This window comes from Cryobacterium sp. TMT2-42-4 (genome assembly GCF_004402645.1).
In the GTDB taxonomy this organism is placed as follows: domain Bacteria; phylum Actinomycetota; class Actinomycetes; order Actinomycetales; family Microbacteriaceae; genus Cryobacterium; species Cryobacterium sandaracinum.
The window spans coordinates 67,119-93,983 of sequence record NZ_SOFT01000007.1; the positions used below are offsets into that span (position 1 = coordinate 67,119).

At 68.2% G+C, this 26,865-nt stretch carries 29 protein-coding genes and 1 pseudogene; 5 read left to right on the forward strand and 25 right to left on the reverse strand.

The window, feature by feature from the left end; all coding sequences use genetic code 11:
- Position 1 precedes the first annotated feature (1 nt).
- The 9 genes from E3O18_RS01400 to cyoE all read right to left on the reverse strand — a co-directional run bounded on the left by E3O18_RS01400 (position 2) and on the right by cyoE (position 7,327).
- Complete coding sequence (locus tag E3O18_RS01400) at positions 2-535, reverse strand: hypothetical protein (protein WP_134396120.1); 534 nt, start codon at positions 533-535, stop codon at positions 2-4.
- Positions 528-1,877 carry a dihydroorotase gene (locus E3O18_RS01405; protein WP_134396121.1) on the reverse strand — a complete coding sequence of 450 codons (1,350 nt, stop codon included), beginning with the start codon at positions 1,875-1,877 and terminating at the stop codon, positions 528-530. The genes E3O18_RS01400 and E3O18_RS01405 overlap by 8 nt, the downstream gene beginning before the upstream one ends.
- Entirely contained in the window at positions 1,878-2,828 is a 951-nt protein-coding gene (locus E3O18_RS01410) for an aspartate carbamoyltransferase catalytic subunit (RefSeq protein ID WP_134396122.1), read from the reverse strand.
- On the reverse strand, positions 2,825-3,391 hold the full coding sequence (pyrR, locus tag E3O18_RS01415) for a bifunctional pyr operon transcriptional regulator/uracil phosphoribosyltransferase PyrR (protein WP_134417282.1): 567 nt from the start codon (positions 3,389-3,391) through the stop codon (positions 2,825-2,827). Before pyrR ends, E3O18_RS01410 begins: the two co-directional genes overlap by 4 nt.
- A 388-nt stretch (positions 3,392-3,779) precedes the next feature.
- Positions 3,780-4,769, reverse strand: a complete 990-nt coding sequence (locus E3O18_RS01420) for a DUF4190 domain-containing protein (protein ID WP_134417284.1) — start codon at positions 4,767-4,769, stop codon at positions 3,780-3,782.
- Between the two features lie 21 nt (positions 4,770-4,790).
- Positions 4,791-5,210 carry a transcription antitermination factor NusB gene (nusB, locus tag E3O18_RS01425; protein ID WP_104100510.1) on the reverse strand — a complete coding sequence of 140 codons (420 nt, stop codon included), beginning with the start codon at positions 5,208-5,210 and terminating at the stop codon, positions 4,791-4,793.
- The gene (gene efp / locus E3O18_RS01430; RefSeq protein WP_104100509.1) at positions 5,210-5,770 is read right to left on the reverse strand and encodes an elongation factor P; all 561 of its coding nucleotides are present in this window, start codon (positions 5,768-5,770) and stop codon (positions 5,210-5,212) included. Before efp ends, nusB begins: the two co-directional genes overlap by 1 nt.
- Before the next feature lie 110 nt (positions 5,771-5,880).
- Positions 5,881-6,330, reverse strand: a complete 450-nt coding sequence (locus tag E3O18_RS01435) for a type II 3-dehydroquinate dehydratase (protein WP_134396126.1) — start codon at positions 6,328-6,330, stop codon at positions 5,881-5,883.
- Between the two features lie 46 nt (positions 6,331-6,376).
- Positions 6,377-7,327, reverse strand: coding sequence for a heme o synthase (gene cyoE / locus E3O18_RS01440; RefSeq protein WP_166784584.1), 951 nt, complete (start codon positions 7,325-7,327; stop codon positions 6,377-6,379).
- Between the two features lie 489 nt (positions 7,328-7,816).
- On the opposite strand from cyoE, the gene lepB (E3O18_RS01450) reads away from it, so the two are divergent.
- Both lepB (E3O18_RS01450) and lepB (E3O18_RS16700) read left to right on the forward strand, forming a co-directional pair.
- Positions 7,817-8,380: a signal peptidase I gene (gene lepB / locus E3O18_RS01450; protein ID WP_241976545.1), complete on the forward strand. Its 564-nt coding sequence runs from the start codon at positions 7,817-7,819 to the stop codon at positions 8,378-8,380.
- A complete protein-coding gene (gene lepB, locus E3O18_RS16700) occupies positions 8,275-8,550 on the forward strand; it encodes a signal peptidase I (protein WP_241976544.1) in 276 nt (91 codons plus the stop codon). Before lepB (E3O18_RS01450) ends, lepB (E3O18_RS16700) begins: the two co-directional genes overlap by 106 nt.
- A 90-nt stretch (positions 8,551-8,640) precedes the next feature.
- On the opposite strand, the gene E3O18_RS01455 is transcribed toward lepB (E3O18_RS16700), so the two are convergent.
- The 5 genes and pseudogenes from E3O18_RS01455 to E3O18_RS01475 form a co-directional block, all read right to left on the reverse strand.
- Positions 8,641-9,141, reverse strand: coding sequence for a histidine phosphatase family protein (locus E3O18_RS01455; RefSeq protein ID WP_134396129.1), 501 nt, complete (start codon positions 9,139-9,141; stop codon positions 8,641-8,643).
- A 77-nt stretch (positions 9,142-9,218) separates the two neighbouring features.
- Complete coding sequence (locus tag E3O18_RS01460) at positions 9,219-9,647, reverse strand: hypothetical protein (protein ID WP_134396130.1); 429 nt, start codon at positions 9,645-9,647, stop codon at positions 9,219-9,221.
- A 97-nt stretch (positions 9,648-9,744) separates the two neighbouring features.
- On the reverse strand, positions 9,745-10,155 hold the full coding sequence (locus E3O18_RS01465) for a DUF779 domain-containing protein (RefSeq protein ID WP_134417286.1): 411 nt from the start codon (positions 10,153-10,155) through the stop codon (positions 9,745-9,747).
- A gap of 139 nt (positions 10,156-10,294) precedes the next feature.
- Positions 10,295-11,817, reverse strand: a pseudogene (locus tag E3O18_RS01470) (aldehyde dehydrogenase family protein).
- Between the two features lie 83 nt (positions 11,818-11,900).
- Positions 11,901-12,524 (reverse strand): hypothetical protein, encoded by a 624-nt coding sequence (locus E3O18_RS01475; RefSeq protein ID WP_134417288.1) that lies wholly within the window; start codon positions 12,522-12,524, stop codon positions 11,901-11,903.
- A gap of 2 nt (positions 12,525-12,526) precedes the next feature.
- On the opposite strand from E3O18_RS01475, the gene E3O18_RS01480 reads away from it, so the two are divergent.
- A complete protein-coding gene (locus E3O18_RS01480; RefSeq protein ID WP_134417290.1) occupies positions 12,527-12,820 on the forward strand; it encodes a hypothetical protein in 294 nt (97 codons plus the stop codon).
- A 296-nt stretch (positions 12,821-13,116) separates the two neighbouring features.
- On the opposite strand, the gene aroB is transcribed toward E3O18_RS01480, so the two are convergent.
- The 11 genes from aroB to E3O18_RS01535 form a co-directional block, all read right to left on the reverse strand.
- Positions 13,117-14,271, reverse strand: a complete 1,155-nt coding sequence (gene aroB, locus E3O18_RS01485; RefSeq protein WP_134396134.1) for a 3-dehydroquinate synthase — start codon at positions 14,269-14,271, stop codon at positions 13,117-13,119.
- Positions 14,268-14,783 (reverse strand): shikimate kinase, encoded by a 516-nt coding sequence (locus E3O18_RS01490; RefSeq protein WP_174722046.1) that lies wholly within the window; start codon positions 14,781-14,783, stop codon positions 14,268-14,270. The genes aroB and E3O18_RS01490 overlap by 4 nt, the downstream gene beginning before the upstream one ends.
- A gap of 18 nt (positions 14,784-14,801) precedes the next feature.
- A complete protein-coding gene (gene aroC, locus E3O18_RS01495; protein WP_134396135.1) occupies positions 14,802-16,007 on the reverse strand; it encodes a chorismate synthase in 1,206 nt (401 codons plus the stop codon).
- Positions 16,008-16,012: 5 nt separating this feature from the next.
- Positions 16,013-16,918, reverse strand: coding sequence for a shikimate dehydrogenase (locus tag E3O18_RS01500; RefSeq protein WP_134396136.1), 906 nt, complete (start codon positions 16,916-16,918; stop codon positions 16,013-16,015).
- Positions 16,911-18,152, reverse strand: coding sequence for an endolytic transglycosylase MltG (gene mltG, locus E3O18_RS01505; protein WP_134396137.1), 1,242 nt, complete (start codon positions 18,150-18,152; stop codon positions 16,911-16,913). Before mltG ends, E3O18_RS01500 begins: the two co-directional genes overlap by 8 nt.
- Positions 18,149-18,673, reverse strand: a complete 525-nt coding sequence (gene ruvX, locus E3O18_RS01510) for a Holliday junction resolvase RuvX (protein WP_174720094.1) — start codon at positions 18,671-18,673, stop codon at positions 18,149-18,151. The genes mltG and ruvX overlap by 4 nt, the downstream gene beginning before the upstream one ends.
- Before the next feature lie 3 nt (positions 18,674-18,676).
- A complete protein-coding gene (gene alaS, locus E3O18_RS01515) occupies positions 18,677-21,331 on the reverse strand; it encodes an alanine--tRNA ligase (RefSeq protein WP_134417292.1) in 2,655 nt (884 codons plus the stop codon).
- A gap of 72 nt (positions 21,332-21,403) precedes the next feature.
- Positions 21,404-21,634, reverse strand: a complete 231-nt coding sequence (locus E3O18_RS01520) for a hypothetical protein (RefSeq protein ID WP_134396139.1) — start codon at positions 21,632-21,634, stop codon at positions 21,404-21,406.
- A gap of 131 nt (positions 21,635-21,765) precedes the next feature.
- Positions 21,766-22,143, reverse strand: coding sequence for a DUF948 domain-containing protein (locus tag E3O18_RS01525; protein WP_134396140.1), 378 nt, complete (start codon positions 22,141-22,143; stop codon positions 21,766-21,768).
- Positions 22,144-22,277: 134 nt separating this feature from the next.
- Entirely contained in the window at positions 22,278-22,907 is a 630-nt protein-coding gene (gene rpsD / locus E3O18_RS01530) for a 30S ribosomal protein S4 (protein WP_104100497.1), read from the reverse strand.
- A gap of 218 nt (positions 22,908-23,125) precedes the next feature.
- Positions 23,126-24,466, reverse strand: coding sequence for a replication-associated recombination protein A (locus tag E3O18_RS01535; RefSeq protein ID WP_134396141.1), 1,341 nt, complete (start codon positions 24,464-24,466; stop codon positions 23,126-23,128).
- A 175-nt stretch (positions 24,467-24,641) separates the two neighbouring features.
- Between E3O18_RS01535 and E3O18_RS01540 the strand changes: the two genes are divergently transcribed.
- Both E3O18_RS01540 and E3O18_RS01545 read left to right on the forward strand, forming a co-directional pair.
- The gene (locus E3O18_RS01540) at positions 24,642-25,442 is read left to right on the forward strand and encodes a peptidylprolyl isomerase (RefSeq protein WP_134396142.1); all 801 of its coding nucleotides are present in this window, start codon (positions 24,642-24,644) and stop codon (positions 25,440-25,442) included.
- 89 nt (positions 25,443-25,531) lie between these two features.
- Positions 25,532-26,764: a DUF349 domain-containing protein gene (locus E3O18_RS01545; protein WP_134417294.1), complete on the forward strand. Its 1,233-nt coding sequence runs from the start codon at positions 25,532-25,534 to the stop codon at positions 26,762-26,764.
- The last annotated feature ends 101 nt before the right edge of the window (positions 26,765-26,865 follow it).

A 26,865-nucleotide genomic window follows, 5' to 3' on the forward strand; every position in this document is an offset into this window, starting at 1 on the left:
GCTAGGCCTCGCTTTCATCGCGCGCGGCCGGGCGCCGGGCGTCGGCCGCAATGGTTCGGATGGCGTCGTTCACGCTGACGCGGTCGGATGGGTCAAGGATTCGGAAGTAGCTGTCGACGATCTGACTGTCGGTGCCGGGCAGCCGCCAGCCGAGCAGCAGCAGGCCGTCGGTCTCGACGGCGCGGTCGATGGCCACGGTGGCGTCTTCCAGCACGGCGATGGCCGAGGCAGGGATGAACACCGCCTCCTCGCCGGCCAGGGCCAGGATCACGCCCGCGTCGGTCACGGTCAGGCGGGCCCGGGCCCGGAAACCCAGGCCAGGGATGTTCAGGCGCTCGAGCGGCTGGGCGCGGAGGGTCGTGGCAACGTAGAACACGGCGGCGGAGGCCAGCTCGAGTGCCGCGTCGACGGGCAGCGGGTAGCCGGCCGGCAGGGCGGCATCGCGGCGGCTACGGCCCCGCCAACTGCGTAGCATGAGGCCGAGCAGGCCGAGCAGCACGGCGACGGTGATGACGGTGGCGATGGTCCTAGCCATGGGTGCGCTCCTCGAGTGCCGCGATCTCCTCGGCGGGCCGCAGCGCACCGTCCAGAACCGTGGCGTAGCCCCGGTGGAATGTGGCCAGCACCCGACCCGGCAGGGTCATCGCCAGGTAGGGCGAGTTGGCGCTCCTGCCGGCCAGGTTGCCGCGCTCGAAGACGCGGCTCGCGGCGGGATCGTAGAGGGTGAGCTCGGCGGGAGCCCCGACCAGAAGACCCTGGCCCTGGCCGGCGAGCCGGCCGATCCGGGCGGGGCTGCTGGAGAGCACGCGAGCGATGTCCTTCCAGTCGAGCAGCCCGGTGTTGACGACGGCCGCGTGCACCACGGAGAGGGCGGATTCGAGGCCGACCATGCCGTTCGCCGCGGCGTCCCACTCGCAGTCCTTCGCCTCGACCGGGTGCGGGGCGTGGTCGGTGGCAACGATGTCGATGGTGCCGTCGGCGAGGCCGGCGCGCAGTGCTTCGACGTCTTCGCGGCGGCGCAGCGGCGGGTTGACCTTGAACCGCGCGTCGTAGCCGACGACCAGGTCCTCGGTGAGCAGCAGGTGATGCGGGGTGGCCTCGGCGGTCACCTGGATGCCGCGGGCCTTGGCCCAGCGGATGACGTCGACCGAGCCGGCCGTCGACACGTGGCACACGTGCAGACGCGACCCGACGTGCTCGGCGAGCAGCACATCGCGTGCGATGATCGACTCCTCGGCGACCGCGGGCCAGCCGACCATCCCGAGTTCGCTGGAGAGTGCCCCCTCGTTCATCTGCGCCTTCTCAGTCAGGCGTGGTTCCTGGGAATGCTGGGCGACGACGCCGTCGAACGCCTTCACATACTCGAGGGCCCGGCGCATCAACAGCGGGTCGGAGACGCAGAAGCCGTCGTCGGAGAAGACCCGCACTTGGGCTCGACTGGTGGCCATGGCGCCCAGTTCGGCCAGGCGCTCCCCCGCAAGCCCGACGGTGACGGCGCCGATCGGCTGCACGGTGACATAGCCGGCGCGCTCACCGAGGGCGAGAACCTGGTCGACGACGCCGGCGGTGTCCTGCACGGGCGAGGTGTTGGCCATCGCAAACACGCTGGTGAAGCCGCCCACGGCCGCGGCCTGACTGCCGGTCAGAATGGTTTCACTCTGTTCGAAGCCCGGCTCGCGCAGGTGCGTGTGCAGGTCGACCAGGCCGGGCAGAGCGATCAGTCCGGCCGCGTCGACGACGGTTGCGCCGGCACCAGAAAGCCCGGAACCGATCTCGCGAATCATGCCGTCGGCGAGGATAAAGTCGGTGCGGGTGCCGTCCGCGAGGGTCGCGCCTCGAATCAGGTACGGCGTGCTGGCCGCGCTGTCGCTGGACATCTATGAATCCTCCCGATCGCCGGACAACAGCAGGTACAGTGCCGCCATCCGCACTGAAACCCCGTTTGCGACCTGTTCGCGCACGGTCGAGCCGGCCGAATCGGCCGCCGCTGAAGATATTTCCAGGCCGCGATTCATGGGGCCGGGGTGCATCACAATGGTAGTCGGGGGCAGACGGCCGAAGCGCTCATCGTCCAGCCCCCAGTGGCGCGAGTACTCGCGGCTGTTCGGGAAGAAGGCGGCGTCCATGCGTTCCTGCTGGATGCGCAGCATCATCACCACGTCGGGCCCGGCGTCGATGGCCGCATCCAGGTCGAAGCCCGACTCCGCCGGCCACCCGCTCATATCCATCGGCAACAGGGTGGGCGGCGCGATCAGGCTCACATGCGCGCCGAGCGTGGTGAGCAGCCACAGGTTCGAGCGTGCCACCCGGGAATGCAGGATGTCACCGACGATGGTGACCGTGACGCCGTCCAGGCCCCGACCGCGCGCGGCGCCCCGGTGCAGCCGGCGCCGGATGGTGAACGCGTCCAGCAGCGCCTGGGTCGGATGCTCATGGGTGCCGTCGCCCGCGTTGATGATGCCGGCGTCGATCCAGCCGCTTTCGGCCAGCACATGGGGTGCCCCGGAGGCGGGGTGGCGGATGACGACCCCGTCGGCACCCATCGCGGCGAGGGTTTGGGCGGTGTCCTTGAGGCTTTCGCCCTTCGACACGCTCGAGCCCTTGGCGCTGAAGTTGATCACGTCCGCGCTCAGCCGTTTCGCGGCGGCCTCGAAGGAGATCCGGGTACGCGTCGAATCCTCGAAGAACAGGTTGACCACGGTCTTGCCGCGCAGGGTGGGCAGCTTCTTCACCTCGCGGTTGGCGACATCAGCCATGTCCTCGGCGATGTCGAGCAGCAGGATCGCCTCGCCCTGGCTCATGCCCTTGGTCGAGAGGAGGTGCCTCATGACGCCACCCCCTCGTCGCCTTCGAGCGGTCCGCCGTCGATGCTGACGAACTCGTCGCCGTCGACCTCGAGCAGGTGCAGGTTGATGCGTTCCGCGGTGGAGCTGGGCAGGTTCTTGCCCACGAAGTCGGCCCGGATCGGCAGTTCGCGGTGGCCGCGGTCCACGAGCACGGCCAGGCGCACGACGGTCGGCCGCCCGTGGTCGCCGAGGGCGTCGAGGGCGGCGCGGATGGTGCGGCCCGAGTAGAGCACGTCGTCGACGAGCACCACCGTGACGCCGTCGACGCTGCCGGGAACCAGGGTGCGGGACGGCGTGCGGGTGCGGGTGTGGCCGAGGTCGTCGCGGTACATGGTGACGTCGAGGGAGCCGACCCGGACATCCGTCGCTGTGGGCTCGATACGCGCGATGGTCTCGGCGATGCGCCGGGCCAGAACGACCCCGCGAGTGGGGATGCCGAGGATCACGAGGTTCTCGGCACCTCGATTGGACTCCAGGATCTCGTGGGAGATCCGAGTCAACGCTCGAGCGATATCAGCCTGGTTCAGCACGGTGCGTGCCATCAACCCGACCTCCTTCCCCGCCTCACCGGACGGCTGTTAAAGGATGTCATTTCCGGGTTTCACCCTAGCACCCGACGCGGGCTCCCCTGTGCTGGGCCTCACCACCCCCAGGGGCGCCGATGTGGCTGCCGTCATGAATCGGTTGCCGGCCCCAGGTGAGGGAGGACGGCGCCAGGTCACCCCAGGGCAGCGAAAGAACATCGAGAGGTGCCCGGGCCCGTCCGCGTCCGAGCTGAGCGCCGCGGCCGTCAGCAGCCGGCGGTGGGCATTTACGGACCTCGATGTCACCTGCAGCTGCAGGGCACCACTTTCTGCGCTCGGCCTGGCCATCCTTGGTCGCCGGCACCGTTGCCGGCATCACGGTCTCCACCTGAGACCACGGCGGCTGAGCTCAGCCGACCGAGTTGCTACTGAGGAAGCCCAGGAATTCCGCCGGGTCGGTCAGTCCGCCGTCGTAGACGCTGCCGTTCACGAGCACGGTCGGCGTGCCCCGGATCCGGGTGACCTCGGCATCCGCAATCATGCCGTTCAGGGCCTGCTCGGTGTTGGCCCGGGACCAGGCCTGGTACTCGCCGGCCGCGAGGCAGTCGTCGATGTCGACGGGGTTGTCGACGAGGGCCGCGAGCTCCGAGTCGCCGAGCCCCGCGGAGTTCTCGGCGGGCTGGTTCGCGAACAGGGCCGCCTGGAAGGCGAGCAGGTTCTCCGGGTTGAGAGTGGCCTGGCAGGTCAGGGCGGCGGATGCCCTGGTCGAGTAGGCCGTTCCCTGCGAGACCCGGTCGAGGAAAGTGAGCGAGTGCAGCCGCAAGGTGATGGTCCCGTCAGTGGCGAGGACAGCCAGCTCGCCGCCGTTCGTCTCCTCAAACTGCCGGCAGTACTGGCACATCGGGTCGAAGTAGACGTCGACGAGCGCGGCGCCGGTGCCGACCGACAGGTAGCCGTCGTCGAAGTGGGCCGCGCCGACGGTGCCGGTGGGCAGGGCTTCCTGCGACGCATCCGCGTTCGCTTCATCCGTCTGCGGCTCGCTCGTGGACGAACTCCACGGCTGGTCGCCCACGGCTCCGTTCACGGCCGCCGCGATGAGCGGAATCACGGTCGCGGCGACGACGACGGCGATCACGAGCGCCAGGGTGGTGGCGGCGATGCCCACGTAGCCGAGAACGAGCCCGGTGATCGCCAGACCCCGGCCGCCTTCATGGGTACGCCTGATCTGCCCCAGGGCAAGGTGCCCGGTGATCACGGCCGCCAGGGAGACGAAGAACGCCGACACCAGGGAGATGATCGCCAGTGTGTTCGTCTTCGGCGCCGCCGGGAAGGGCGCCTGTCCGTAGGCTGGCGGATACGGCTCCGGGTCGCGGGGCGGTGCGGGCTCGGTGTTGGTCATGCGACCCCCTGGCAGAACGGATTACGCGGATGGTGCGGTTTGGGCGATGCGCCCGAGGAGTCCGTTCACGAAGCCCGCCGAGTCATCCGTCGACAGGATTTTGGCGGCCTCGACCGCCTCGTCGATGGCGACAGCGTGCGGAACGGCGTCGTTGAAGAGGATCTCCCAGATACCGATGCGCAGGATGGCGCGATCGAGGACGGGCATGCGAGCCAGCGTCCAGCCCTGCGAGTACGTCTCGATGAGTTCGTCGATCTCCTCGCGGTGATCCACGACGCCGTCGATGATGTCCCGGGCGTAGAGCCAGGAGGCCATCCGGGCCGGCTCGCTCGCGGCGCGCTGCGCCTCGAGGGCGAGCGACTCCGGGATGGTGCTCTGCCGCACGTCTGCGGCATACAGGATGTCGATCGCACGCTTGCGCGCCTTGGTTCGAGCGCTCACTAGTTGACGCGGCCCAGGTAATCCCCGGTGCGGGTGTCGACCTTGACTCGGGTGCCCTGCTCGAGGAACAGGGGAACCTGGATCTGGAAGCCCGTTTCGACGGTGGCCGGCTTGGTACCGCCGGTTGAGCGGTCGCCCTGAAGGCCCGGCTCGGTGTAGGTGATTTCGAGAACGACGGAGGCCGGCAGCTCGACGTAGAGGGGGTTGCCGTTGTGCAGGGCGATCGTCACGTTCTGGTTCTCAAGCATGAAGTTGACGGCGTCGCCCACAACGACGGCCGGTACGTGCAGCTGATCGAAATCGGACACGTCCATGAAGACGTAGGAGTCGCCGTCCGCGTACAGATACTGGAAGTCCTGGCGGTCGACGTTCTCGGTCTCGATCTTCGCGCCGGCGTTGAAGGTGCGGTCGACGGTCTTGCCCGTCACGACGTTCTTCAGCTTGGTGCGGACGAAGGCGCCGCCCTTGCCCGGCTTGACGTGCTGGAAATCGGTGACTGCCCACAACTGGCCATCGATGTTGAGCACGACGCCATTCCGGATATCGGCGGTTGATGCCATGAAAATGTGTTCCGTTCACTGGGTTCAATTAGAAAGGTGCGCGGCCGAATCGGCCATCAACGAGTGTAGTTGCCCGCAGCCCGCGCACCAAAGGCGCGAGACCCGGCCGGTCAGGCGGTCGCCGGCACCGACCTCGCGATGAAGTCCAGGGCCAGACGGTAGGAATCGAAGCCGAACCCGGCGATCACCCCGGTGGCCACGGCGCTGACGACGCTCGTGTGGCGGAACGTTTCCCGGGCGTGCGGGTTGGACAGGTGTACCTCGACCAGGGTGACGCCGGCCTTCGTCACGAGAGCGGCGGCATCCCGCAGCGCGTAACTGTAGTGCGTGAACGCCGCCGGGTTCAGGATGACAGGAAGGCGCTCGTCGACGGCCTCGTACAGCCAATGGATGAGCTCGGCCTCGTCATCCGTCTGGCGCACGTCGACCGTCATCCCCGCCGGGGCGGCCCGCGTCAGCATCGTGCGCAGCTGATCGAGGTCGGCCGACCCGTAAACGTCGGGTTCGCGACTGCCGAGCCGCCCCAGGTTCGGGCCGTTCAGAACGAGAACTGTACTCATTCCCACAGCCTAAGGGAGGACGCGGACGCCGAGGGCCAGGGCAGGATCAGGGCAGGATCGGCCCGACCGAGATCATCACGCAGTACACCAGGATCATCACCAGCGAGTAGCGGAACATCCGCCTGGCCCAGGTGGCGGGATCGGCGGCGCGCAGGCCGATGACACCCAGCCAGATCCAATAAGCGCCGAGCACGCCCATGACCGCCGTGTAGGCGTAGCCCACGTAGCCGAATACCGACAAGAGGAGGGTGGAGACAACGAATCCGACCGTGTAGACGAGGATCTGAACTGTGGTGTTCGGGACGCCCCGCACCACGGAGATGACGGGGACGCCGGCGCGGGCATATTCGTCGTGGCGGTAGATGGCGATGGAGTAGAACTCAGGCATCTGCCAGAGGAACACGGCCAGGAAGGCGAGCACGGCTGCGATGTCGATGGCGCCGGTGACGGCGACGTAGCCGGCCAGGATGGGCGCTGCGCCCGAGACGCTGCCGACCAGGGTGCCGTGGATCGACATGCGCTTGGACAGCATGCCGTACAGCACGACATAGACGAGGAAGCCGCCCAGGCCGACGGCGACGACGAGCCAGTTCGTCCAGGCGATGAGCGTCGCCATGCCGAAAACGAACAGCAGGCTTGAGAAGATGACCGCGTTCCGCACGCCGATGCGGCCGGTGACCGTGGCCCGCTTCTTCGTGCGTTCCATCACCGTGTCGATGTCGCGGTCGAGCACGTTGTTGAGCACGGTGGCCGACGCAATCACGAGCGTGGTACCCAGGCAGAGCGCCGCGAACAGGAAAAGATCCACCTGGCCTCGGGCCGCGAGCAGAAAGCCCGCCGCGGCTGTCAACGCGTTGCCGTAGAGAACGCCGGGTTTGGTCAGGGAGTAGTACCGCGTGATCGTGTCACGGATGCCCGTGCCGTCGGCCCGGCCGGCGAGAGCCCCGTCGGTGCCGTCCACCCGATTGCGAACGAAGAATGGTACGCGCGCAGTCATGCGGAAAGGGTTCCCATCGGGTCGTCGGTCGTGGTCAATCATATGCCGCCGAATCTGTGCGCGACCCGTTCCGGCCGATTCACACTGGCACGCGCCGAGGTTCCTCTATCCGGCGCTGATCCCGGGCGGTAGGGTGTCGAAGCCGGTCGTTTGGTCGGCGCCAGGCCTAGGACAAGGGTGTGACATGGCCGGAAGATTCACAATCTATCGGGACCAGTCGGGCAACTACCGATTCTGTTTCTCAGCGGACAACGGGCAGAGCATCCCGTCGCCGGAGACCTATCGCACGGAGGACGAGGCACGGAAAAAGGTTGATTCTCTGCGCTCCAACGTCAGCCCACGCAGCCGCCGCACGCACTGAGGCCAGCACCTGTCTCCGCGACGTCATCCTCGTGGCGACAGGGGTGCATCCGTGTTCAGCTCACCCTGGCCCTGCAGCCGCCCAGCAGCGGTCGAATTGGCCCATCACGCGTCACGTCAGGGGAGAAATTGACAGACCACGAGAGCGCGGGTCGTCGGCCCCGCGCCGCCTGGCGCGGATCTGCGTCGGGTAGCGCCAACGCCCGCACACCACGGAGGCGTCGCGTCCTCCGGGACCTGCTCGTCATCCTGGTCACCGCCCTGGTCGTCTCGTTTCTGACCGAAGCCTTCCTGATCCGCACGTTCTATATCCCGACCGGATCGATGCAGGACACCCTGCAGATCGACGACCGCATCATCGTGAACGAGCTCGTCCCCGACGTCGTCGACATCGATCGCGGCGACATCGTCGTTTTCAGGGATCCCGGCGGATGGCTCGGTCCGGTCGAGCCGGCCCCGATCGAAGCAGGGAACACCGTTGTCGACGGCATCCAGTGGCTCGCCGGTGAGGTTGGCCTCCGGGTTCCTGATTCCGATGACCACCTCGTCAAACGCGTCATCGGCCTCCCCGGCGACGATGTGGCCTGTTGCGACGCGCGGGCAGCACCACCGTCAACGGCGAGCCGATCACCGAGCCCTACCTCAAGCTGCCGCCCGGGGCCATCCGAACGTCGGACTACGACTTTTCCGTGACCGTGCCGGCCGGCGGTCTCTGGGTCGAGGGCGACAACCGTTACCACTCGGCGGACAGCCGGCTGCACACGGACACACCCGGCAACGGATTCGTGCCCGTCTCTGATGTGGTCGGCCGAGCGTTCGTGATCAACTGGCCGCTCAGCCACTGGTCCTGGCTCGGCGGCTGACCCGCCGCCCCCGCCCCGCGGCCTGACCACGGGATCGGTCGCCGCCGCGGTCGTCCTCGTCCTCGTCGCGTTCATGGCAGCCCTGCGCCGCTAGCGAGGAGGCGCGTTCACCTTGGGCGGCCGGCCCTGGGCCAGGAGTGCCGCCGGGGACTCTCCGGCGGACGACCAGGGTCCCTCCCATCCGATCACGGCGAAAGCCGAGGTCGGCAGGGACACGGTCGTGCCGGCGAGAGCGGTGGCCAGATCCTCGAGGCCGGGATTGTGGCCCACCAGGACGACGGTGTGCGCGGAGCCCGGCAGCGCCCGAATAATGCTCTGCAGTTCGCCGGCCGAGGTGGCGTACACGGCTTGGTCGATACGGATCGGCGGAGCGCTCTCGAACTCGGCCGCCACGAGGTCCCAGGTGGCCCGAGCGCGCTCCGCCGGTGACACGACCGCGAGATCGATACGGTAGCCGCCGTGGGACAGCCACGCTCCGGTGAGCGGCGCCTGCCGTACCCCACGTTTTGCCAGCGGCCGGTCGACGTCGGCCTGGCCGCCCGCCCAGTCCGACTTGGCGTGCCGCAACAGGATCAGGGTGCGTTCAGACATCGACCGGCCCCGCGTCCACCCGGCCGGCAACACAGGCGTTGACACTTTCGAATCGCTCACCGCTGATCATCATCCTGTCAGTCTGCCACTGCATCCGCGACGGTGGCCGGCAGTTCGCAGACGCCCTCGTCGTGGGCGACGAACATGCCCGTGATGCGCACCACTTTGCCGAATGATTCGACGAGTTCCCGGGCCCAGGCCCGGTCGGGCGCGGTCAGCGCCGCGGTGCCCGGTCGCTCGAGGGTGAGGATGACGCTGCCGCCCGGGCCGTGCTCGGACAGGAGCCGGACGACCGCCGCGGCCATGTCGGCGGCACCGCCGGGTTTCGGACGGAGCGGGATGTCGTCGACCGGGATCAGCAGGGGAATCTGCCGCCCGCAGGCGTCGAGCAGCATGAACCAGAGCTGGCGGCTAATCGCGTGGCCGACGAGGTCGGCCACCCGGACTTGCGCCTGCTCGGTCGTGGTCACTGGGGCAGCGTCTTCGACGCGCAGAGGGGTTGTCATGCCACCCAGACTGGACGCGCGGACATCCGTCGCGGTCCCCGTCCACGAGGCCGGGCCCGGGAGGGAGCGGTGGAGGAGAGGACTCCGTGGGCACGGACTACTCGGACGAGTCCATCAGCCGGGAGCACAGCAGGAACCGCACACCGCGCGGCGCTTCGACGGAGAATCCGCCGCCGCGGCCGGTTACGACGTCGACCGTGAGGAAGGTGTGGCTCCAGTAGTCGAACTGTTCGGCCGACATCCAGAAGTCGAGCGGCTGCGCGGCCTCTCCCGGTGAGGCGATGTCGAGGCGGCCGAGGAGTACGTCCCGGTCCGAGGTGATGAATTCGCCGTCCGGATAGCACATGGGCGAGGAGCCGTCGCAGCAGCCCCCGGACTGGTGGAACATCAGTGGACCGTGTTCGTCCCAGAGGCTGCGGAGCAGCTCGACCGCGACGGCGGTGAGGGCCACCCGCGGAATCATCTCCCCCGGGATGGTGATCGATGCGGTGACGCCTTTCTCCGGCATGGCCGTTCCCTTCTGGTTGAGGGCCGGGCCCGGGGGCCGCCGAGGATTCGTGTCTCGACGGCCCCTGGGCCTCGACCCCGGTGACGCGCTTCGTGTGGTCCGGCCTGTGCTCCAGCGCGGGCCGGACCGGCGCCGGAGTTTAAAAGAAGCCCAGGGCGTTCTCGCTGTAGGACACGAGCAGGTTCTTCGTCTGCTGGTAGGCGCTCAGCGCGAGCTTGTTGTTCTCCCGGCCGATGCCCGAGCTCTTGTAGCCACCGAACGACGCCCCCGCCGGGTAGGCGTGGTAGTTGTTCACCCAGACGCGGCCAGCCTGGATGTCCCGCCCGGCCCGGTAGGCGATGTTGCCGTTGCGGGACCAGACCCCGGCCCCGAGACCGTAGAGCGTGTCGTTGGCGATCGAGATGGCGTCGTCGTAGTCGGTGAAGCTCGTGACCGCGAGCACCGGGCCGAAGATCTCCTCCTGGAACAGGCGCATCTTGTTGTGTCCCTCGAAGATGGTGGGCTGCACATAGTAGCCTCCGCTCAGCTCACCGCCGAGGTCGACCCGCTCGCCGCCGATCGCCAGCTTCGCACCCTCCTGCTTGCCGATGTCGATGTAGGACAGGATTTTCTCAAGCTGGTCGTTACTGGATTGCGCGCCGACCTGGGTCGCGGTGTCGAGTGGGTTGCCCTGGATGACCTTGCGGGTGCGCTCGACGGCGTCGCTCAGGAAATCATCGTAGATCGGCTTCTGCAGCAACGCCCGGCTGGGCGCGGTGCACACCTCGCCCTGGTTGAACGCGAAGAGCACGAACCCTTCCAGGGCCTTGTCGTAGAACGCGTCCTTCTCCTGGGCGACGTCGCTGAAGAAGATGTTGGGGCTCTTCCCGCCGAGCTCCATGATCGACGGGATGATGTTGGAGCTCGCGTACTGCATGATCAGACGCCCGGTCGAGGTCTCTCCCATGAACGCGATCTTGCGGATACGATTGGACGATGCGAGCGGCTTGCCGGCCTCGATGCCGAAACCGTTGACGACGTTGAGCACTCCCGGCGGCAGCACGTCGCCGATCAGTTCGATCAGCACGAGGATCGACACCGGGGTCTGTTCGGCCGGTTTCAGCACGATCGCGTTGCCGGCGGCGAGGGCCGGGCCAGCTTCCAGACGGCCATCAGGAGCGGAAAGTTCCACGGAATGATCTGCCCGACGACGCCGAGCGGCTCGTGGAACTGGTAGGAGACCATGTCGCCGCCCAGCTCGGCGTGGTCGCCATCCTGGGCGCGGATGGCGGCAGCGGAATAGCGGAAGTGGTCGGAACAGAGCGGGATGTCCGCGTTCAACGTCTCGCGCACCGGCTTGCCGTTCTCCCAGGTCTCGGCGACCGAGAGCAGGTCGAGGTTCGCATCGATGATGTCGGCGATCTTGTTGAGCACGGCCGCGCGCTCGGTCGACGAGGTCTTGCCCCACCCCGGCGCTGCCCTGTGCGCGGCGTCCAGGGCCAGTTCGATATCCTCCGCGGTGCCGCGGGCCACCTCGGCGAACGGCTTCCCGTTGACGGGCGAGATGTCTTCGAAGTACTGGCCCCTGACGGGCTTGACCCACTCGCCGCCGATCCAGTTCTCGTAGCGGGGTTTGAAGGTGACTAGGGCGCCCGGTGTTCCGGGGTTGGAATAGACGGTCATGATGTCTCCTCGTCGACGACGTTGTCGGTGCGGAACCGCGGGACGCGGACCTGGACCTTGATCCTAGGAAGGAGAACGTTGCCTCAGCGTTGCGGGATATTGCGGGCGGGGGCCGCGGAGCCGTCAGGGCGCAGCTCGTCCTCGATCCGGTTCAACCGGGCGACCACGGATGCCCGCTTCGGCGACCGCGCCGGTAGCAGTTCGAGGCACGCGCGCCAGACCTCAGCGTCGCAGGTGGCCTCGTCGGTGCGGGCGTATTCCAGCAGGAGTTCAGCGGACGCGTCGCTGAGCATGGCCTGCCGCAGCCGCGCAGAGATCTCGGCGCGGATCTGGACGATTCCGGGCGCGGTCGAGCTCGGTAGCACGGGCCCCCGGTAAGCCCCCAACGCCACTCGGTGCGCGCCGCGCTCCAGGGATGCCAGCACCCGCTGGGCGTCCAGTTCGACGGACGTCTCGAGCCGGTAGGGCCGGGAGGCGATGCCGATACGGGGGCTGGTCTGCTCGAGCACCCTGCGCAGCCGCACCATCTCGGCCCGCAGGTTGTCGACCGCGTTGGTTTGGTCGGTGAGCAGCAGCGAGAGCCGGTCGGCGGAGAGCCCGTCCCGGTTCCACGCCAGCAGGGTGAGGATCTCGGCGTGCCGGGGGCTGATCTCCACCGGGCCACCGGCGTTGTCGAGCCGACCGTGGTCACGGCCGTGCAACTCCACGGATGCGCCAACTGGTTGAACTGCTCGGCCCGCTGAATCTGGATTCCGTGATCGAGGGCCAGGGCCGTGCCCGGCGCGCTCGTGCCGACCCGGCGCTCGGACCAGTCCGACCCCTCGACGAACAGCATCCCCTCCGCCTTGCTCCGCACGGTTCGGTCACCGTCGATCCAGAGCAGACGGCCGAACGCGTCACCGATGGCCACGATCAGGCCGGAGTGGAAGGCGTGCCGGATGAGCAGGTTGTGCACGACCGGGAGCACGGCGGCCAGCGGATGCCGGTCGCGCAGCTCGCGTAGCTCGTCGGAGCTGAGTTCGTGTTCGGGGACGAGCCTCAGCGGATCAAGGCTGAGGGCGAGGGCGAGCGACCGTTGCCAGGACTCCTGCACCAGTTTGCGCACGCCCGGACCGATGAACCGTTCCGTGACTGCCGCCTCATGGGCCGCCGCCAGGTCCGCAAGTCTCCGCCGCCGCTCTCGCCGGCCGCACGGACGATCCACGGACTCGTCATGTAACCTCCGAACAGGTCCGGTCAGCGGCGATCGGCTGCCCCGGTCTGGGAATTAGTCCAGGCCCACCGATGCGGCGCGAATGGTTAGGAGCCGATCTCCTGGTAGGCGGCGAACAGCAACGACGAGTCCGGTCCTTCGAGCACGGTCGGCTTCCCGATGTCGTCGAGCACGATAAATCGCAGCATGCCGCTTCGGGTCTTCTTGTCGCGCTGCATGGTGGCGAGCAGGGTGCTCCAGCGGCCGACCGGGTAGGTGGTGGGCAGGGTGAGCGATTCGAGGATGCGACGGTGCCGGTCGACGGCCTCGTCCGAGAGCCGACCGCTCAGCCTGGCGACCTCCGCCGCGAACATCATGCCGACGGCGACGGCCGCCCCGTGCCGCCAGCCGTAGCGTTCGGCGTGCTCGACGGCGTGGCCGAGGGTGTGCCCGTAGTTCAGAATCTCACGCAGGCCGGACTCCCTGAAGTCTTCCCCCACGACCCGGGCCTTCATCCCGATCGCGAGTTCGAGCACGCGCCGGAACTGCGGGGAGTGCGGGTCGGTGACGGCCGTGACATCCGCTTCGACGATGTCCAGGATCTCGGGCAGCTGGATGAACCCGGCCTTCACGATCTCGGCGAAGCCGGCCAGGATCTCGTTGCGCGGCAGGTCGTCGAGCACGTCCAGGTCGCAGATGACGGCGGCGGGCGCGTAGAAGGTGCCGACAAGGTTCTTGCCCTCGGCGGTGTTGATGCCGTTCTTGCCGCCGACGGCGGCGTCGACCATGCCGAGCACGCTGGTCGGGATCTGCACCAGGCGCACACCGCGGAGCCAGGTCGCGGCGACGAAGCCGGCCAGGTCGGTGACGGCGCCGCCGCCGAAGCCGATCACGGCATCCGTTCGACTGAAGTCCGCCTGGCCCATGACCTGCCAGCAGAACGCGGCCACCTCGACCCGCTTGGCAGCCTCGGCGTCGGGCACCTCGGCGATCAGCACCTCGAACCTGCCGAGCAGGCTCTCGCGCAGGGCGACGGCGCGGGCGCCCAGGTGTGAGGTGTGCACGATGAGCACCTTCGCCACCTTCGGGCCGAGCTGTTCGACGACGTCGTCGACGAGGCCGCGACCGATCAGAACGGGGTAGCTGTCGGCGCCGGCAACCGTGATGATGGTGGTGGCGGGCTCGGTGGCGGGCTCGCGGTTGGGCTCGGTGGTGGTCTCGGTTGCGGGCTCGGTGGAATCAGGCACAGGTGCTCCGGTCATGATCTTTTCTTGGTCCATTTCACGACGTCATCAGCGATGGCGTCCAGGGGACGGTGCGAGGTGTCGAAACGGATGCCGGCCAGCGCCTCATAGATCGGGCGCCGGAGGCCGTAGATGCGCTTCCAATCGGCGATGCCGCCCGTGAGCAGCGGCCGTTTCGCCCCGCCGATCCGGGCGCCGACGGCTCGAGCGGACACGCTCAGGTACACCACGGAGCACCCGGCAAGGTCGGCCTGGGTCTCCGCGTCGAGCACGGCTCCCCCGCCGAGCGAGACCACGGCCTGCTCGGTGAGGGCCTGCACCACGGCCTGGCGTTCAAGCACCCGGAAGTGCTCTTCACCGTGCTGCGCGAAAATGTCCGTGATCGGCCCGTGCAGGGCGATGATGCGGTGGTCGGTGTCGATGAACGGCACCTCGAGGGACTTCGCCACTCTCCGGCCGATCTTGGTCTTGCCGGCGGCCATGGGACCGATGAAGACGAGGGGCAGGATAGGATGCGACGGCGCGGCCATTGTGGTTCTCCGGCGCCTCTACAGGGAAGCGTCGCTGGACGCGCCCGTCTGGAGATTCGCCGGAATGTCGGCCAGGTAGGAATCCAGGTTGCGGCGCGTTTCCACGATGGAGTCACCACCGAACTTCTCCAGGACCGAGTTCGCGAGCACCAGAGCGACCATGGCCTCCGCGACCACGCCGGCGGCCGGCACTGCACAGACATCCGACCGTTGGTGGTGCGCGGGGGCAGCCTCGCTCGTGGCCACGTCAACCGTGCGGAGGGCGCGCGGGATGGTGGAGATGGGCTTCATGCCGGCGCGCACGCGCAACACTGTTCCGGTGCTCATGCCGCCTTCGGTGCCGCCGGCCCGGTCGCTGACCCGCTGGATGCGACCGTCGGCCTGCACAAGCTCGTCGTGCGCCTCCGAGCCGCGCCGGGTGGTGGACAGGAAACCGTCCCCGACCTCGACCCCCTTGATGGCCTGGATGCCCATCAGCGCGGCCGCCAGCTGCGAATCGAGGCGGCGGTCCCAGTGCACGAACGACCCGAGTCCGGGAGGAAGGTTGTAGGCCAGCACCTCGACGACCCCTCCGAGGGTGTCGCCCTCCTTGTGGGCCAGGTCGACCTCGGCCACCATCCGGGCGGAGGTGACGGCGTCGAAGCAGCGCAGCGGGTCGGCGTCGAGAGCGTCGACGTCGCCGGGCAGCGGCAGCGGGGCGTCGACGGGCACGCGAACCGCCCCGATCGACAGGGTGTGGCTGACGAGGGTGATGCCGAGCTCGGCCAGGAACGACCGGGCGACGGCACCGAGCGCGACACGTGCCGCGGTCTCCCGGGCGCTGGCGCGCTCCAGTACCGGGCGGGCCTCGCCGAAGCCGTACTTCTGCATGCCGACCAGATCGGCGTGGCCGGGCCGGGGACGGGTCAGGGGGGCGCCGCGGCCGCGCGCGGACGCGGTCTCCACCGGTGCGGGGCTCATCACCTCGGCCCACTTGGGCCATTCGGTGTTGCCGATCCGCAGGGCAACCGGTCCGCCCATGGTGAGGCCGTGGCGCACGCCGCCGGAAATATTCAGTTCGTCCTGCTCGAACTTCTGGCGCGCGCCTCGGCCGTAGCCGAGTTTGCGGCGCGCAAGATCACGGCGGATCGCATCTAGGGTGACCGGGATTCCAGCGGGCAAACCTTCGACAATGGCGATGAGTTCGGGGCCGTGGGACTCTCCGGCGGTGAGCCAACGAAGCATGACCACTATCCTGTCACAGCCTTCCCGGTCAGGGCGCCGCGCATGGCGTGCAGCACCACGTCCTCGTTCGGCAGCGGTTCGAACGGGTCGCCGGAGACGAAGATGCGCACCTGGATCAGGGCCTGGTGCAGCAGCATCCCCTCTCCGGACACCGCGGTGCCGCCCGCCGACGACCAGGACCGGGCGAGGGCGCTGGGCCAGGGGGAATAACTCACGTCGAACAGGAGCGCCTGCCGGCGCAGCCCGGCGGGAAACTCGGCGCCCGGGTCGCTGCCCCCGGGCAGGGTGCTGATCACCAGCTCGCTGACGCGGGCAGGGTCGGGCAGGTCGGTGAGCGGGTAGGCCCGTACCACGACCCCGAGGCTCTGCCCCAGTTCGACCAGATCGGCCGCCTTCGCCGGGGTGCGCACGAGCACGTCGACCAGCTCCGCCCCCAGCTCAGCCGCTGCGACCAGGGCGGATGCCGCGGTGGCTCCGGCGCCGAGCAGGCACACGTGCACCGCGCGGTGCACTCCGGCTTCGGCGAGGGCACGCACCAGGCCGGTGACGTCCGTGTTGAAACCCTGCAACGTGCGCCGGCCGTCGACTTCACCGAATAGCACCGTGTTGACGGAGCCGGTCTGAGCGGCGACCCGGTCGATGCCGTCGAGCTGCGCCTGGACCTCGTGCTTGAGGGGCATCGTGAGGGAGAGGCCGCGCCAGTCTGCGCCCAGGGACGCGAGGAAGTCCGGCAGTCCGCCCGCCGGCACCCGCACGGCGTCGTAGCGCCAGTCCAGGCCGAGCGCCTGGTACGCGGCCCGGTGCAGTGCCGGGGAGAGGGAATGATCGATGGGCGAGCCCAGCACCGCAAGGCGACGCACGCGGACAGGGTCAAGGGTGGGGGCCGGCACGGATGCTTCGGGCTCAACCATATTCGGGGTTCTCTTCCATCCAGGCCAGCCATTTGTTCACGGCGGCGTCGTGTTCCGCGATCGTGGTGGAGAAGATTGTCTCCCCCGTGTCGAGGTTCCAGGACACGAAGTACAGCCAGGTACCGTCGGCGGGGTTCACGGCGGCGTCGATCGCGATGTCGCCGGGGTTCGAGATCGGCCCCACGGGAAGCCCGGGGTGCACATAAGTGTTGAAGGCGTTGACGGCGTCGACGCGTTCGGCATCCGTTGTCTTCACCCGGTCGGTCGCCCCGGTCCCGTAGGCCACGGTAGCGTCGGACTGCAGGAGCCCGCTCTGCCACTGCGCCGGGTCGAGCCGGTTCAGGAACACGCGCGAGACCTTGTAGAAATCCTCCGTCAGCCCCGCTTCGCGTTGGATCAGGGCCGCGAGAACGATGGTCTTCCAGCGGTTCTCGGGCGCGACCCCGGCAGCGTCGAGAGCCTCGAACTGTCGGTCGACGAGCGTGCGGATGGCCTCGGGCGCCGTGGTCTCCGGGGGGAACGTGTAGGTGGCCGGGAACAGGAACCCCTCGAGGGTGGTTGCCTCGCCCGGCAGGCCGTAGGGCTCGACGTCGGCGGCCGCAGCCTCGAGATCGGCCAAGGGAATGCTGGTGCCCTCGCTGATCAGCTGGAGCACCGAGGCGGTCGTGGTCCCCTCGGGTATCACCACGGTCTGTTCTAGCTTGTTGTCCGGGTCGAGCAGGGCGTCGAGGGCGGCTCGGCCGCTCATCTTGCCGGCCAAACGGTAGGCGCCGGGCTGGAAGACGGGTGCCGGGCTCTCCGCGCGGAGCACCTCGTAGAACGCGTCGTAGCTCTTCACCACGTCCTGGGCGACGAGGGAGTTCGCGACGTCCTGACCGGTTTCACCGTCGTGGATCATCACGATGACCTCGTCGTCTCCGGCGCCGTCGTAGTCCGCCGGGCCCTGCACCATGCCGATCACGGCACCGATCGGCTCCTGGAGCAGGACGGCGGCGGCACCGGCGAGTCCGGCCAGGATCAGGAAGACGATCAGGCAGCCCCAGGCGCCCCGGCGGCCCTTCTTCTGCGGCACCGGAGCGGAGTCCAGCAGGGCGCGACGACTGGACCGGGTGCCTTCGCCCCGTGACTCACGGATGGCCCGACGCGAACTGAGAGGGTCCGCCGGGTCGATGGGGCTTGTCGGGTCGCCCGGCTCGGCCGGGGCTCCGGTGCTGTCGGCGGGAGGGGGTGTCATCGTTGAGGCTGCCCTTCATTCGGTGCGGCAGCTGGTGGGGGCCCGGCTGGAAGCTGGTCGCGCACGAGTTCGACGGCGGTGCCGGCGGGCGTGCCGAGGGTGCGTTCGGTGTCGAGGGCGTGCTGGAGGATGATGACCGCGGCGACTTGGTCGATCACGGGTTTCTGGGTTTTGGCCTTCCGCCCCGCAGAGCGCAGGACCGACTGCGCCGCGACGGTGGAGAGACGCTCATCGACCAGGCGAACCGGAACGGTCAGGGACCGGGCCAGCAGTTCGGCGAATCCAACCGCATCGTTGGTCGACGCCGTGCGGTTGCCGGAGAGCGCGAGCGGCAACCCGACCACCACCTCAACGGCGTCGAGCTCGGCCACCACGGCCACGATCCGGGCCACGTCCAGGCTGCCGGAGTGGTCGCGGTGGACGGTCTCGACCGGGGTCGCCAGCAGGCCGTGCGCGTCGCTGCGGGCCAGGCCGATCCGGGCTTTCCCGACGTCGACTCCGACCCGCACACCGTGACGCATGGTTCAGCCTGCTACGGCGGATCGAACGGCCGCGAGGGCGTTCGGGATGGCTGCTGCGTCGGTGCCGCCGCCCTGGGCGAGGTCGTCCTTGCCGCCGCCGCCGCCGCCGAGGATGCCGGCGACCTGCTTCGCCAGGACTCCCGCACGCTGCCCGGCCTCCCGGGCCGCGGGGTTGGTGGCCACGATGACGACGGGCTTGTCGGCGACCACGGCCGCGAGGGCCACGACCGCCGGGGTGCTGCCGAGCTGCGTGCGGGTGGCCGTGACCAGCATCCGCAGGTCGTCAGCGGAGCCCAGCGTGCCGACCTGCTCGGCCACGACAGTGACGGAACCGACCAGCTTTGCCGAGGCGACGAGGGCAGGCACCCTGTCGGAGAGGGCCCGCGCCTCGAACGCGGCGATCTTCTTCTCGGCGGCCTTGAGGCTCTGCACGAGCTCGTTGATGCGCTCTGGCAACTGCTCCCGCGGCGTCTTCAGGTGTGAGGTCAGCTGGGAGACAAGGGCGCGCTCGGCGGCCAGGTCGCGGAAGGCCTCGAGGCCGACCAACGACTCCACCCGGCGGTTCGTGGAACCGACAGAACCCTCGCTGACCAGGTTGATCATGCCGATCTCGGCGCTGGAGGCTACGTGGGTTCCCGCGCAGAGTTCGCGAGACCAGGGGCCGCCGATATCGACGACGCGGACTCGATCGCCGTACTTCTCGCTGAACAGGGCCATCGCTCCGAGAGCCTTCGCCTCGGCCAGGGGCAGCTCCCGGGTGAGCACGGGCAGGTTGTCCCGGATGGCGTTGTTGGAGATCTCTTCGATCTCGCTTCGGGTTGCCGGGGAAAGTGCCTGGTTCCAGGAGAAGTCGAGGCGGAAGAAACCGGCCTTGTTGTACGAGCCGGACTGGTGGGCGTTCGGGCCGAGCACCTGGCGGAGGGCGGCATGCAGCACGTGCGTGCCGGAGTGCGCCTGCCGGGCACCGCGGCGCCAGTCGGGGTCGACGACGCTGGTGGCGGAGTCCCCGACGCCGACCTCGCCGGACCGCACCTGCACCTTGTGGCTGATCAGGCCCTTGACGGGCTTCTGCACGTCGAGCACCTCGAGCTCGTAGCCGGTGCCCACGATCAAACCGGCATCGGCCTCTTGCCCGCCGGACTCCGCGTACAGGGCCGTCTCGGCGAGGATCACCTCGGCGATGTCACCGGAGACGGCGCGGTCGACGGAGAGACCGTTGACGATGATCCCGAGCACGCTGGATTCGGTCTGCAGGGCGTCGTAGCCCGTGAAGACGGTCTCCCCCGCCGCGCGGAATGCGCTGTAGACCGACAGGTCGGCGAGGTGCGTCTTCTTGGCCTTGGCGTCGGCCTTGGCCATCGCGCGCTGCTTGGCCATCAGTGTGTCGAAGGCCTCGCGGTTGACGCTGAGCCCGGCCTCCTCGGCCATCTCGAGGGTGATCTCGATCGGGAAGCCGTAGGTGTCATGCAGGAGGAACGCGGTGTCGCCCGGCAGAACGACCTGGTCCGCTTTTTTGGTCTTCGCGACGGCGAGGTCGAGCACGGCGCTGCCACTGGCGAGGGTGCGCAGGAAGGTCTCCTCTTCGGCATAAGCGGCCTGGCTGATGCGGGCGTAGTCGGCCTTGACCTCGGGGTACGCGCCGGCCATGGCGTCGCGCGAGGCCGGAAACAATTCGGGAAAGGTCGCGGCGTCGACGCCGAGGAGGCGCATGGCACGCACGCTGCGGCGCATCAGGCGGCGCAGGATGTACCCGCGGCCCTCGTTGGACGGCATCACTCCGTCGCTCATCAGCATCAGGGACGACCGCACATGGTCAGCGACGATGCGCATCCGCACGTCGTCGTCGTGACCGGCCCCGTAGCGGCGACCGGACAGTTCCGCGGCCCGGTCGAGGACCGGGCGCACCTGGTCGATCTCGTACATGTTCTGAACGCCCTGTTTGAGGAAGGCGACACGTTCGAGCCCCATGCCGGTGTCGATGTTCTTCTTCGGCAGGTCGCCGAGGATGACAAAGTCGTTCTTGCTGGTGCCCTCGCCGCGGAGGTACTGCATGAAGACGAGGTTCCAGATTTCGACGTACCGGTCGTCGTCGGTGGCCGGGCCGCCGTCGATGCCGTAGGCCGGGCCGCGGTCGAAGAAGATCTCGGAGCAGGGCCCGGCAGGCCCGGGCTGACCGGTCGACCAGTAGTTTGTGTCCATGCCGAGACGCTGGATGCGGTGCTCGGGCAGGCCGAGGGCGCGCCAGTACCGGAAGGCCTCGTCGTCGTCCTCGTAGACGGTGACCCAGAGGTCCTTCTCGGCGAAGCCGTAGCCGCCATCGGCATCCGAGCTGGTGAGCAGTTCCCAGGCGTAACCGATCGCCTGTTCCTTGAAGTAGTCGCCGAACGAGAAGTTACCGTTCATCTGGAAGAAGGTGCCGTGACGCGGGGTCTTGCCGACCTCTTCGATGTCGTTGGTGCGGATGCATTTCTGAACACTCGTCGCTCGCGGGTAGGGGGGCGGCACGAGACCGGTCAAATACGGTACGAACGGGACCATCCCGGCCACCGTGAACAGGAGTGTGGGGTCGTCGCTGACAAGCGAAGCGGAGGGGACGACGGTGTGACCGCGATCGGCAAAGAAGTCGAGCCAGCGCCCGCGAATTTCAGCAGTCTGCATTAGTTCCGTAGTTCGTTGTAGTGAAAAAGATATGGATGATTCCTACCTGGCGAGCACGTACTGGCCGAGTACTTACTGGGCGAGTTTTTCGATCGTGACTTCGGTCTCCGACGCGATGTCGCCGATGGCGTCCCGCAGCTCGGCCTCACGCTTGCGGTAGCCGTCCGAGATGGCCTCACCGAATTCGCGCGCCTTGGTGTCCAGATCGGCGAAGAATTGCTTCCCCTGACGCGTCTTGCCGGCTTCGCGGGCGATGAGCAGCCCGGTGGTGACGCCGACGACAAACCAGATGAAATTCTTCATAGCAATGCTCCCTGAATATGTGTGCAGACCCTGAAAAGTGGTGAAAAGGTCGGTTCACGGCGGTTGAACGTCTGGAACGACCGTCTGACCGGCGAATCCCAGACGGGCCGGCTCCGTTCCAGAGTACCCGACTACCTGTGGCGGCGGCGGCGGGTGCCGCCCGGGCGGGCAGCCCCGAGAGCCGCGCGAACCCCCGCGGAGAAGCCGGCCAGTTTGACCAGCGGGCCGCCGACGGTCGCCGAGACGAGGGCGACCAGAGCGGAGACGTTGCCCGTGACATCCGCCACGTTCGAGGTGATGGTGTCCACCCGGGCCAACTGCGCGTTGGTCTCCTGAATCGTCTTGGTGGATTCCTCGAGCAGTGGGGTGACGGTGTGGGTCAGGTCGCGGATGGCCGCGGTCGTCTCGTCGAAGACGCGACCGAGCTTGACCAGGGGCAGGGCCAGGAACCCGACCAGCATCACGAAGGCAGCGGCGAATACGAGCCCGACAATATCTCCACCAGACATTGACCAACCATCCATTCCAGATTCGACATTCACGAGCCAGGTGCGCGTACGCAAAGAGCGGACCACCCCAGGGTGATCCGCTCTCCAGCGTAGTTCAGTTGCAGCGCCTGACGGCGGTGCGGGTGAAAAGGAGCCTAGCGGGCCGCGTAGTACTCGACGACGAGCTGGACTTCGCAGGTCACGGGGATTTCGATGCGCTTCGGGCGGCGCACGAGGCGGGCCTGCAGCTTGTCGATCTCGACCTCAAGGTAGGCGGGGAGCTTGGGCAGGACGTCGACGTGACCGCCGGCGGCTGCGACCTGGAACGGCTCCATGGCCTCGCTCTTGGGCTTGACGTGGATGAGCTGTCCCGGCTTCACGCGGAAGGACGGACGGTCGACCAGCTGGCCGTCGATCAGGATGTGACGGTGCACGATCATCTGACGGGCCTGGGCGGTGGTGCGGGCGATCGCGGAGCGAACGAGAAGAGCGTCGAGACGGGTCTCGAGGATCTCGACGAGGTTCTCACCGGTCAGTCCCTGGGCGCGGCGAGCTTCCTCGAACGCGATCTTGAGCTGGGCTTCGCGGATGCCGTACTGGGCACGTAAGCGCTGCTTTTCGCGGAGGCGAACGGCGTAGTCGGAGTCGGTCTTGCGCTTGGTGCGACCGTGCTCGCCCGGTGCGTACGGACGCTTCTCCAGGTAGCGAGCGGCCTTCGGGGTCAGGGCGATGCCCAGGGCCCGCGAGAGGCGGGTCTTACTGCGGGTACGTGACTTGGTAGACACGGTGTCCTTTCGATGGAACTGCAAACAAGGGGAAACCAGGGCGGGGGCCGCGCAGTCAGACAGCACAGCCTCAACGTCATGGGAGTTCAGAGGGGTGGTGCCATGGCACGCCCGGCTACAGGGCGAAACCATCCAATCCGGAATCGGACGCAGCCGCATGCCGATTCCATTTGTAGGCAGCGTTCAGGTTAGCACATCGGGTCCTTCGGCCGTTCCGTTCAGCGGGCACGGATGATCTTGCGCAACTTGGCGAGGCGGGCCGAGATCTCGCGCTCATGGCCGTGCTCGGTGGGCTCGTAATAGCGCACCTCGGCGAGCTCGTCCGGCGGGTACTGCTGGGCCAGCACGCCGAGGGCGACGTCGTGGGGATACTTGTAGCCCTTGCCGTGGCCGAGGCGTTTGGCGCCTGGGTAGTGCGCATCCCGCAACGGTTTGGGCACCCGGCCGGTCTTGCCGTTCCGCACGTCGGCGATCGCCGCATCCAGGGCCATGTAGGCCGCGTTGGACTTGGGTGCGGTGGCCAGGTGCACGACGGCCTGGGCGAGCGGGATGCGGCCCTCGGGCATGCCGATGTATTGCACGGCGTCGGCGGCGGCGATGGCGATCACCAGCGCCTGAGGGTCGGCCATGCCGATGTCTTCGGAGGCCAGCACGATGATGCGGCGGCAGATGAACCGGGGATCTTCGCCGGCCTCGATCATGCGCGCGAGATAGTGGAGGGACGCGTCGACATCCGAGCCGCGCACCGATTTGATGAAGGCGCTGATGACGTCGTAGTGCTCATCGCCGTTGCGGTCGTAGCGCAGAAGCGCACGGTCGACAGCGAGGGCGACGACCTCGGTGGTGATGACCGGCTTCGCGTCGGACTCGGCGTCGACGGAGGACGCCGCCGCCACCGAACCGGCCTCCAGGGCGGTCAGCGCCCGTCGGGCGTCACCCGACGCGAGCCGGATGATCGCGGCCCTGGCTTCGGGGTCGAGCACGAACCGGTCGGCCAGGCCGCGCGGGTCGACCACGGCCCGGTCGACAACGACACCGAGATCGTCGTCGCTGAGCGTTTCGAGGGTGAGCAGCAGGGAGCGGGACAGCAGCGGCGAGATCACGGAGAAGGACGGGTTCTCGGTGGTCGCGGCCACGAGGATGATGACACCGTTCTCCACCCCGGGCAGGAGAGCGTCCTGCTGCGCCTTGCTGAACCGGTGGATCTCGTCCAGGAAGAGCACGGTAGAGAGTCCGTAGAGGTCCCGGCTGGTGCGCGCCTCGTCCATTACCTGGCGCACGTCCCGCACTCCGGCCGACACCGCGGACAGCTCGACGAACCGACGGCCCGAGCTGCGCGCGATGGCCTGGGCCAGGGTGGTCTTGCCGGTGCCGGGCGGGCCCCACAGGATGACGGAGACCGCGCCCTGCTCCCCGGTCTTGTCACTGGCCAGGCTGACCAGCGGGGAGCCCGGTGTGAGCAGATGCTTCTGACCGGCGACCTCCTCGAGGCTCGTCGGGCGCATCCGTACGGCGAGGGGTGTGGCCCCGCTGCGCAGTCCCGGTTGTGAATCCACCATGGGTCCAGCGTAGTTTGTGCCGGTGACCGGGCCGATCCTGAACCGGTGCTGCCCGGAGCGGATGTTTGTCTGCCCTCTCCGGGTTGCGTAGAGTTCAACATGGTTCGGGCGCCAGACGCTGGAGCCGTCCCCGTTCGATCGGGCCTTCCGATGGAGGCCGCCTGGAGGCTACGACGTGGTAACGAACAAGAAGCAGGACCGTGAAGCCCGCGAGGCGCGCGTGCGAGTGCGCGCCTTTCAGGCTCGGCGTTCGGTGAATGCGCACCAGGTGAAGCGGCGTCGGCGGGACAACCGCATCGCCGGTGTCAGCGTGGCCGTGGTCGTGGCGCTGGCCGTCGGCGCGCAGGTCCTGTTCGTCACCGGAGGCTCCGGCAGCCCGGCACCCTCCGCCGCCGACACCGCTTCCCCCTCCGCGTCGGCCGCACCGTCCGACAGCGCGAACAGCGGCGAGGTGCCGCCCAGCACCCTGGCGGAAGACCGCACCTGGACCGGCACGCTGGCCCTCAACGGCATTCCGCTTGAGATCGAGCTCGACGGAGCCCTCGCCCCTCAGGCGGTGTCCTCGACCATCAACCTGATCACCACCGGCTTCTACCAGGACGTGACCTGCCACCGGCTCACCGACGGCGGTTTCTTCGTGCTGCAGTGCGGGGACCCGACCGGAACGGGATCGGGTGGCCCCGGCTACAGCTATGGACCGATTGAAAACGCCCCGGCCGACGATGTGTACCCAGCCGGCACACTGGCCATGGCCCGCCAGGGCGGCAACGCCTACAGTATGGGCAGCCAGTTCTTCATCGTCTACGACGACACGACCATCCCCGCCGACGCGGTCGGCGGCTACACGGTGCTCGGCCGGGTGACCGATGGACTGGACGAAATCAAAGCGCAGATCACGGCTGCCGGCGTCGCCGACGGCTCTTCGGACGGCACCCCTCAGGTGCCGACCAGCATCACTCAGGTATCAGTTCAGTAGAACAGACGAACAGCGCGCGGGCTTGCAATAGGCTTGACCGGGTATTGGCTCACTTGTGAGCACACAACGACATCAATAAGGTGAGGCTCTTGACTGCGACAGATCAGCAACCATGGGGTCGCGTAGACGATACCGGCACGGTTTACGTGCGCGAAGCGACAGGCGAGCGCGCCGTGGGACAGTATCCCGACGCGACGCCGGAAGAGGCGCTTGCCTACTTCGAACGGAAATACGTTGAGCTCAACGGCCAGGTCACGCTTCTCGAACAGCGCGCCAAGGGTGGGGCACCTGCCGCAGATATCGCGAAGTCCGTCAAACATCTGACGGAGGCCGTGGCGAACGCCAACGCGGTCGGCAACCTGGCAGCCTTGGCCACCCGCCTGGGTGCCCTCGGCGGCGCGGTGACCGAGCTCACCGAGCAGCAGGGCGCCGAGGCGAAGGCCGCAGCGACCGCCGCCGTCGCCGAGCGTGCCGCGATCGTCGCCGAGGCCGAGGCTCTCGCCGCCGAAGACCCGGCCAAGACACAGTGGAAGCAGACCAGCGCTGCCCTGGAGGTCCTGTTCGCGAAGTGGCAGGCCCACCAGCACGATGCTCCGCGCATTCCCAAGGGCGAGGCCAATGACCTGTGGAAGCGGTTCCGCGCGGCCCGCACCACGATCGAGCAGAACCGTAAGGCGTTCTTCGCCGAGCTGGACAGCGCCCACAAGGACGTTCGCAACCGCAAGCAGCACCTGATCGAGCAGGCCGAGGCCCTCGCCCTCAAGGGCGCCGATGGCATCCCGGGGTACCGCACTCTGCTCGACGAGTGGAAGCTCGCGGGTCGCAGCGGCAAGAAGCAGGACGACGCCATGTGGGCCAAGTTCAAGGCAGCCGGCGACGTGCTCTACTCGGTCAAGTCCGAAATCGACGCGCACGATGACGAGGAGTTCGCGGGCAACCTGACTCTCAAGGTCGAGTTGCTCACCGAAGCCGAACTTCTGCTGGCCGAGACGGACCGCGCCAAGGCGCGCAGCGCGCTGAGCTCCATCCAGCGCCGGTGGGACGCCATCGGCAAGGTTCCGCGCGACTCGGTCAAGTCCATCGAGGACCGCATGCGCAAGGTCGAGGCGGCCGTGCGCAAGCTCGACGACGACCACTGGAAGCGCAACAACCCGGAGACCAAGGCTCGCGCCGAGGGTCTGGCCGGCCAGCTGCACGATGCCATCGTCAAGCTCGAGGCCGAACTGGCCGCGGCGCAGGCCGGCGGGGATGCCGCGGCGATCACGGAAGCCACCGAGGCTCTCGAGGCCCGCAAGGCGTGGCTGAAGGCCATCAGCCAGTAGCCCGGCCGTCCACAGCACGACGAGCGGGGATCTGTCCACAGATCCCCGCTTTTCGTGGGCGGGAGAACGCACCCGGCCGCACGCTGAGTCGATGAACCCAC

Coding starts and splice junctions, on each gene's coding strand:
- E3O18_RS01480 (WP_134417290.1), top strand. CDS start 12,527: ATGCGCCAACTGGTTGAACTGCTCGGCCCGCTGAATCTGGATTCCGTG.
- E3O18_RS01405 (WP_134396121.1), bottom strand. CDS start 1,877: ATGTCCAGCGACAGCGCGGCCAGCACGCCGTACCTGATTCGAGGCGCG.
- E3O18_RS01410 (WP_134396122.1), bottom strand. CDS start 2,828: ATGAGGCACCTCCTCTCGACCAAGGGCATGAGCCAGGGCGAGGCGATC.
- E3O18_RS01500 (WP_134396136.1), bottom strand. CDS start 16,918: ATGGTTGAGCCCGAAGCATCCGTGCCGGCCCCCACCCTTGACCCTGTC.
- E3O18_RS01520 (WP_134396139.1), bottom strand. CDS start 21,634: ATGAAGAATTTCATCTGGTTTGTCGTCGGCGTCACCACCGGGCTGCTC.
- alaS (WP_134417292.1), bottom strand. CDS start 21,331: ATGCAGACTGCTGAAATTCGCGGGCGCTGGCTCGACTTCTTTGCCGAT.
- aroC (WP_134396135.1), bottom strand. CDS start 16,007: ATGCTTCGTTGGCTCACCGCCGGAGAGTCCCACGGCCCCGAACTCATC.
- E3O18_RS01400 (WP_134396120.1), bottom strand. CDS start 535: ATGGCTAGGACCATCGCCACCGTCATCACCGTCGCCGTGCTGCTCGGC.
- E3O18_RS01535 (WP_134396141.1), bottom strand. CDS start 24,466: ATGGTGGATTCACAACCGGGACTGCGCAGCGGGGCCACACCCCTCGCC.
- aroB (WP_134396134.1), bottom strand. CDS start 14,271: ATGACCGGAGCACCTGTGCCTGATTCCACCGAGCCCGCAACCGAGACC.
- E3O18_RS01525 (WP_134396140.1), bottom strand. CDS start 22,143: ATGTCTGGTGGAGATATTGTCGGGCTCGTATTCGCCGCTGCCTTCGTG.
- mltG (WP_134396137.1), bottom strand. CDS start 18,152: ATGACACCCCCTCCCGCCGACAGCACCGGAGCCCCGGCCGAGCCGGGC.
- E3O18_RS01420 (WP_134417284.1), bottom strand. CDS start 4,769: ATGACCAACACCGAGCCCGCACCGCCCCGCGACCCGGAGCCGTATCCG.
- E3O18_RS01455 (WP_134396129.1), bottom strand. CDS start 9,141: ATGTCTGAACGCACCCTGATCCTGTTGCGGCACGCCAAGTCGGACTGG.
- cyoE (WP_166784584.1), bottom strand. CDS start 7,327: ATGACTGCGCGCGTACCATTCTTCGTTCGCAATCGGGTGGACGGCACC.
- ruvX (WP_174720094.1), bottom strand. CDS start 18,673: ATGCGTCACGGTGTGCGGGTCGGAGTCGACGTCGGGAAAGCCCGGATC.
- E3O18_RS01460 (WP_134396130.1), bottom strand. CDS start 9,647: ATGACAACCCCTCTGCGCGTCGAAGACGCTGCCCCAGTGACCACGACC.
- E3O18_RS01435 (WP_134396126.1), bottom strand. CDS start 6,330: ATGAGTACAGTTCTCGTTCTGAACGGCCCGAACCTGGGGCGGCTCGGC.
- E3O18_RS01465 (WP_134417286.1), bottom strand. CDS start 10,155: ATGCCGGAGAAAGGCGTCACCGCATCGATCACCATCCCGGGGGAGATG.
- efp (WP_104100509.1), bottom strand. CDS start 5,770: ATGGCATCAACCGCCGATATCCGGAATGGCGTCGTGCTCAACATCGAT.
- E3O18_RS01490 (WP_174722046.1), bottom strand. CDS start 14,783: ATGGCCGCGCCGTCGCATCCTATCCTGCCCCTCGTCTTCATCGGTCCC.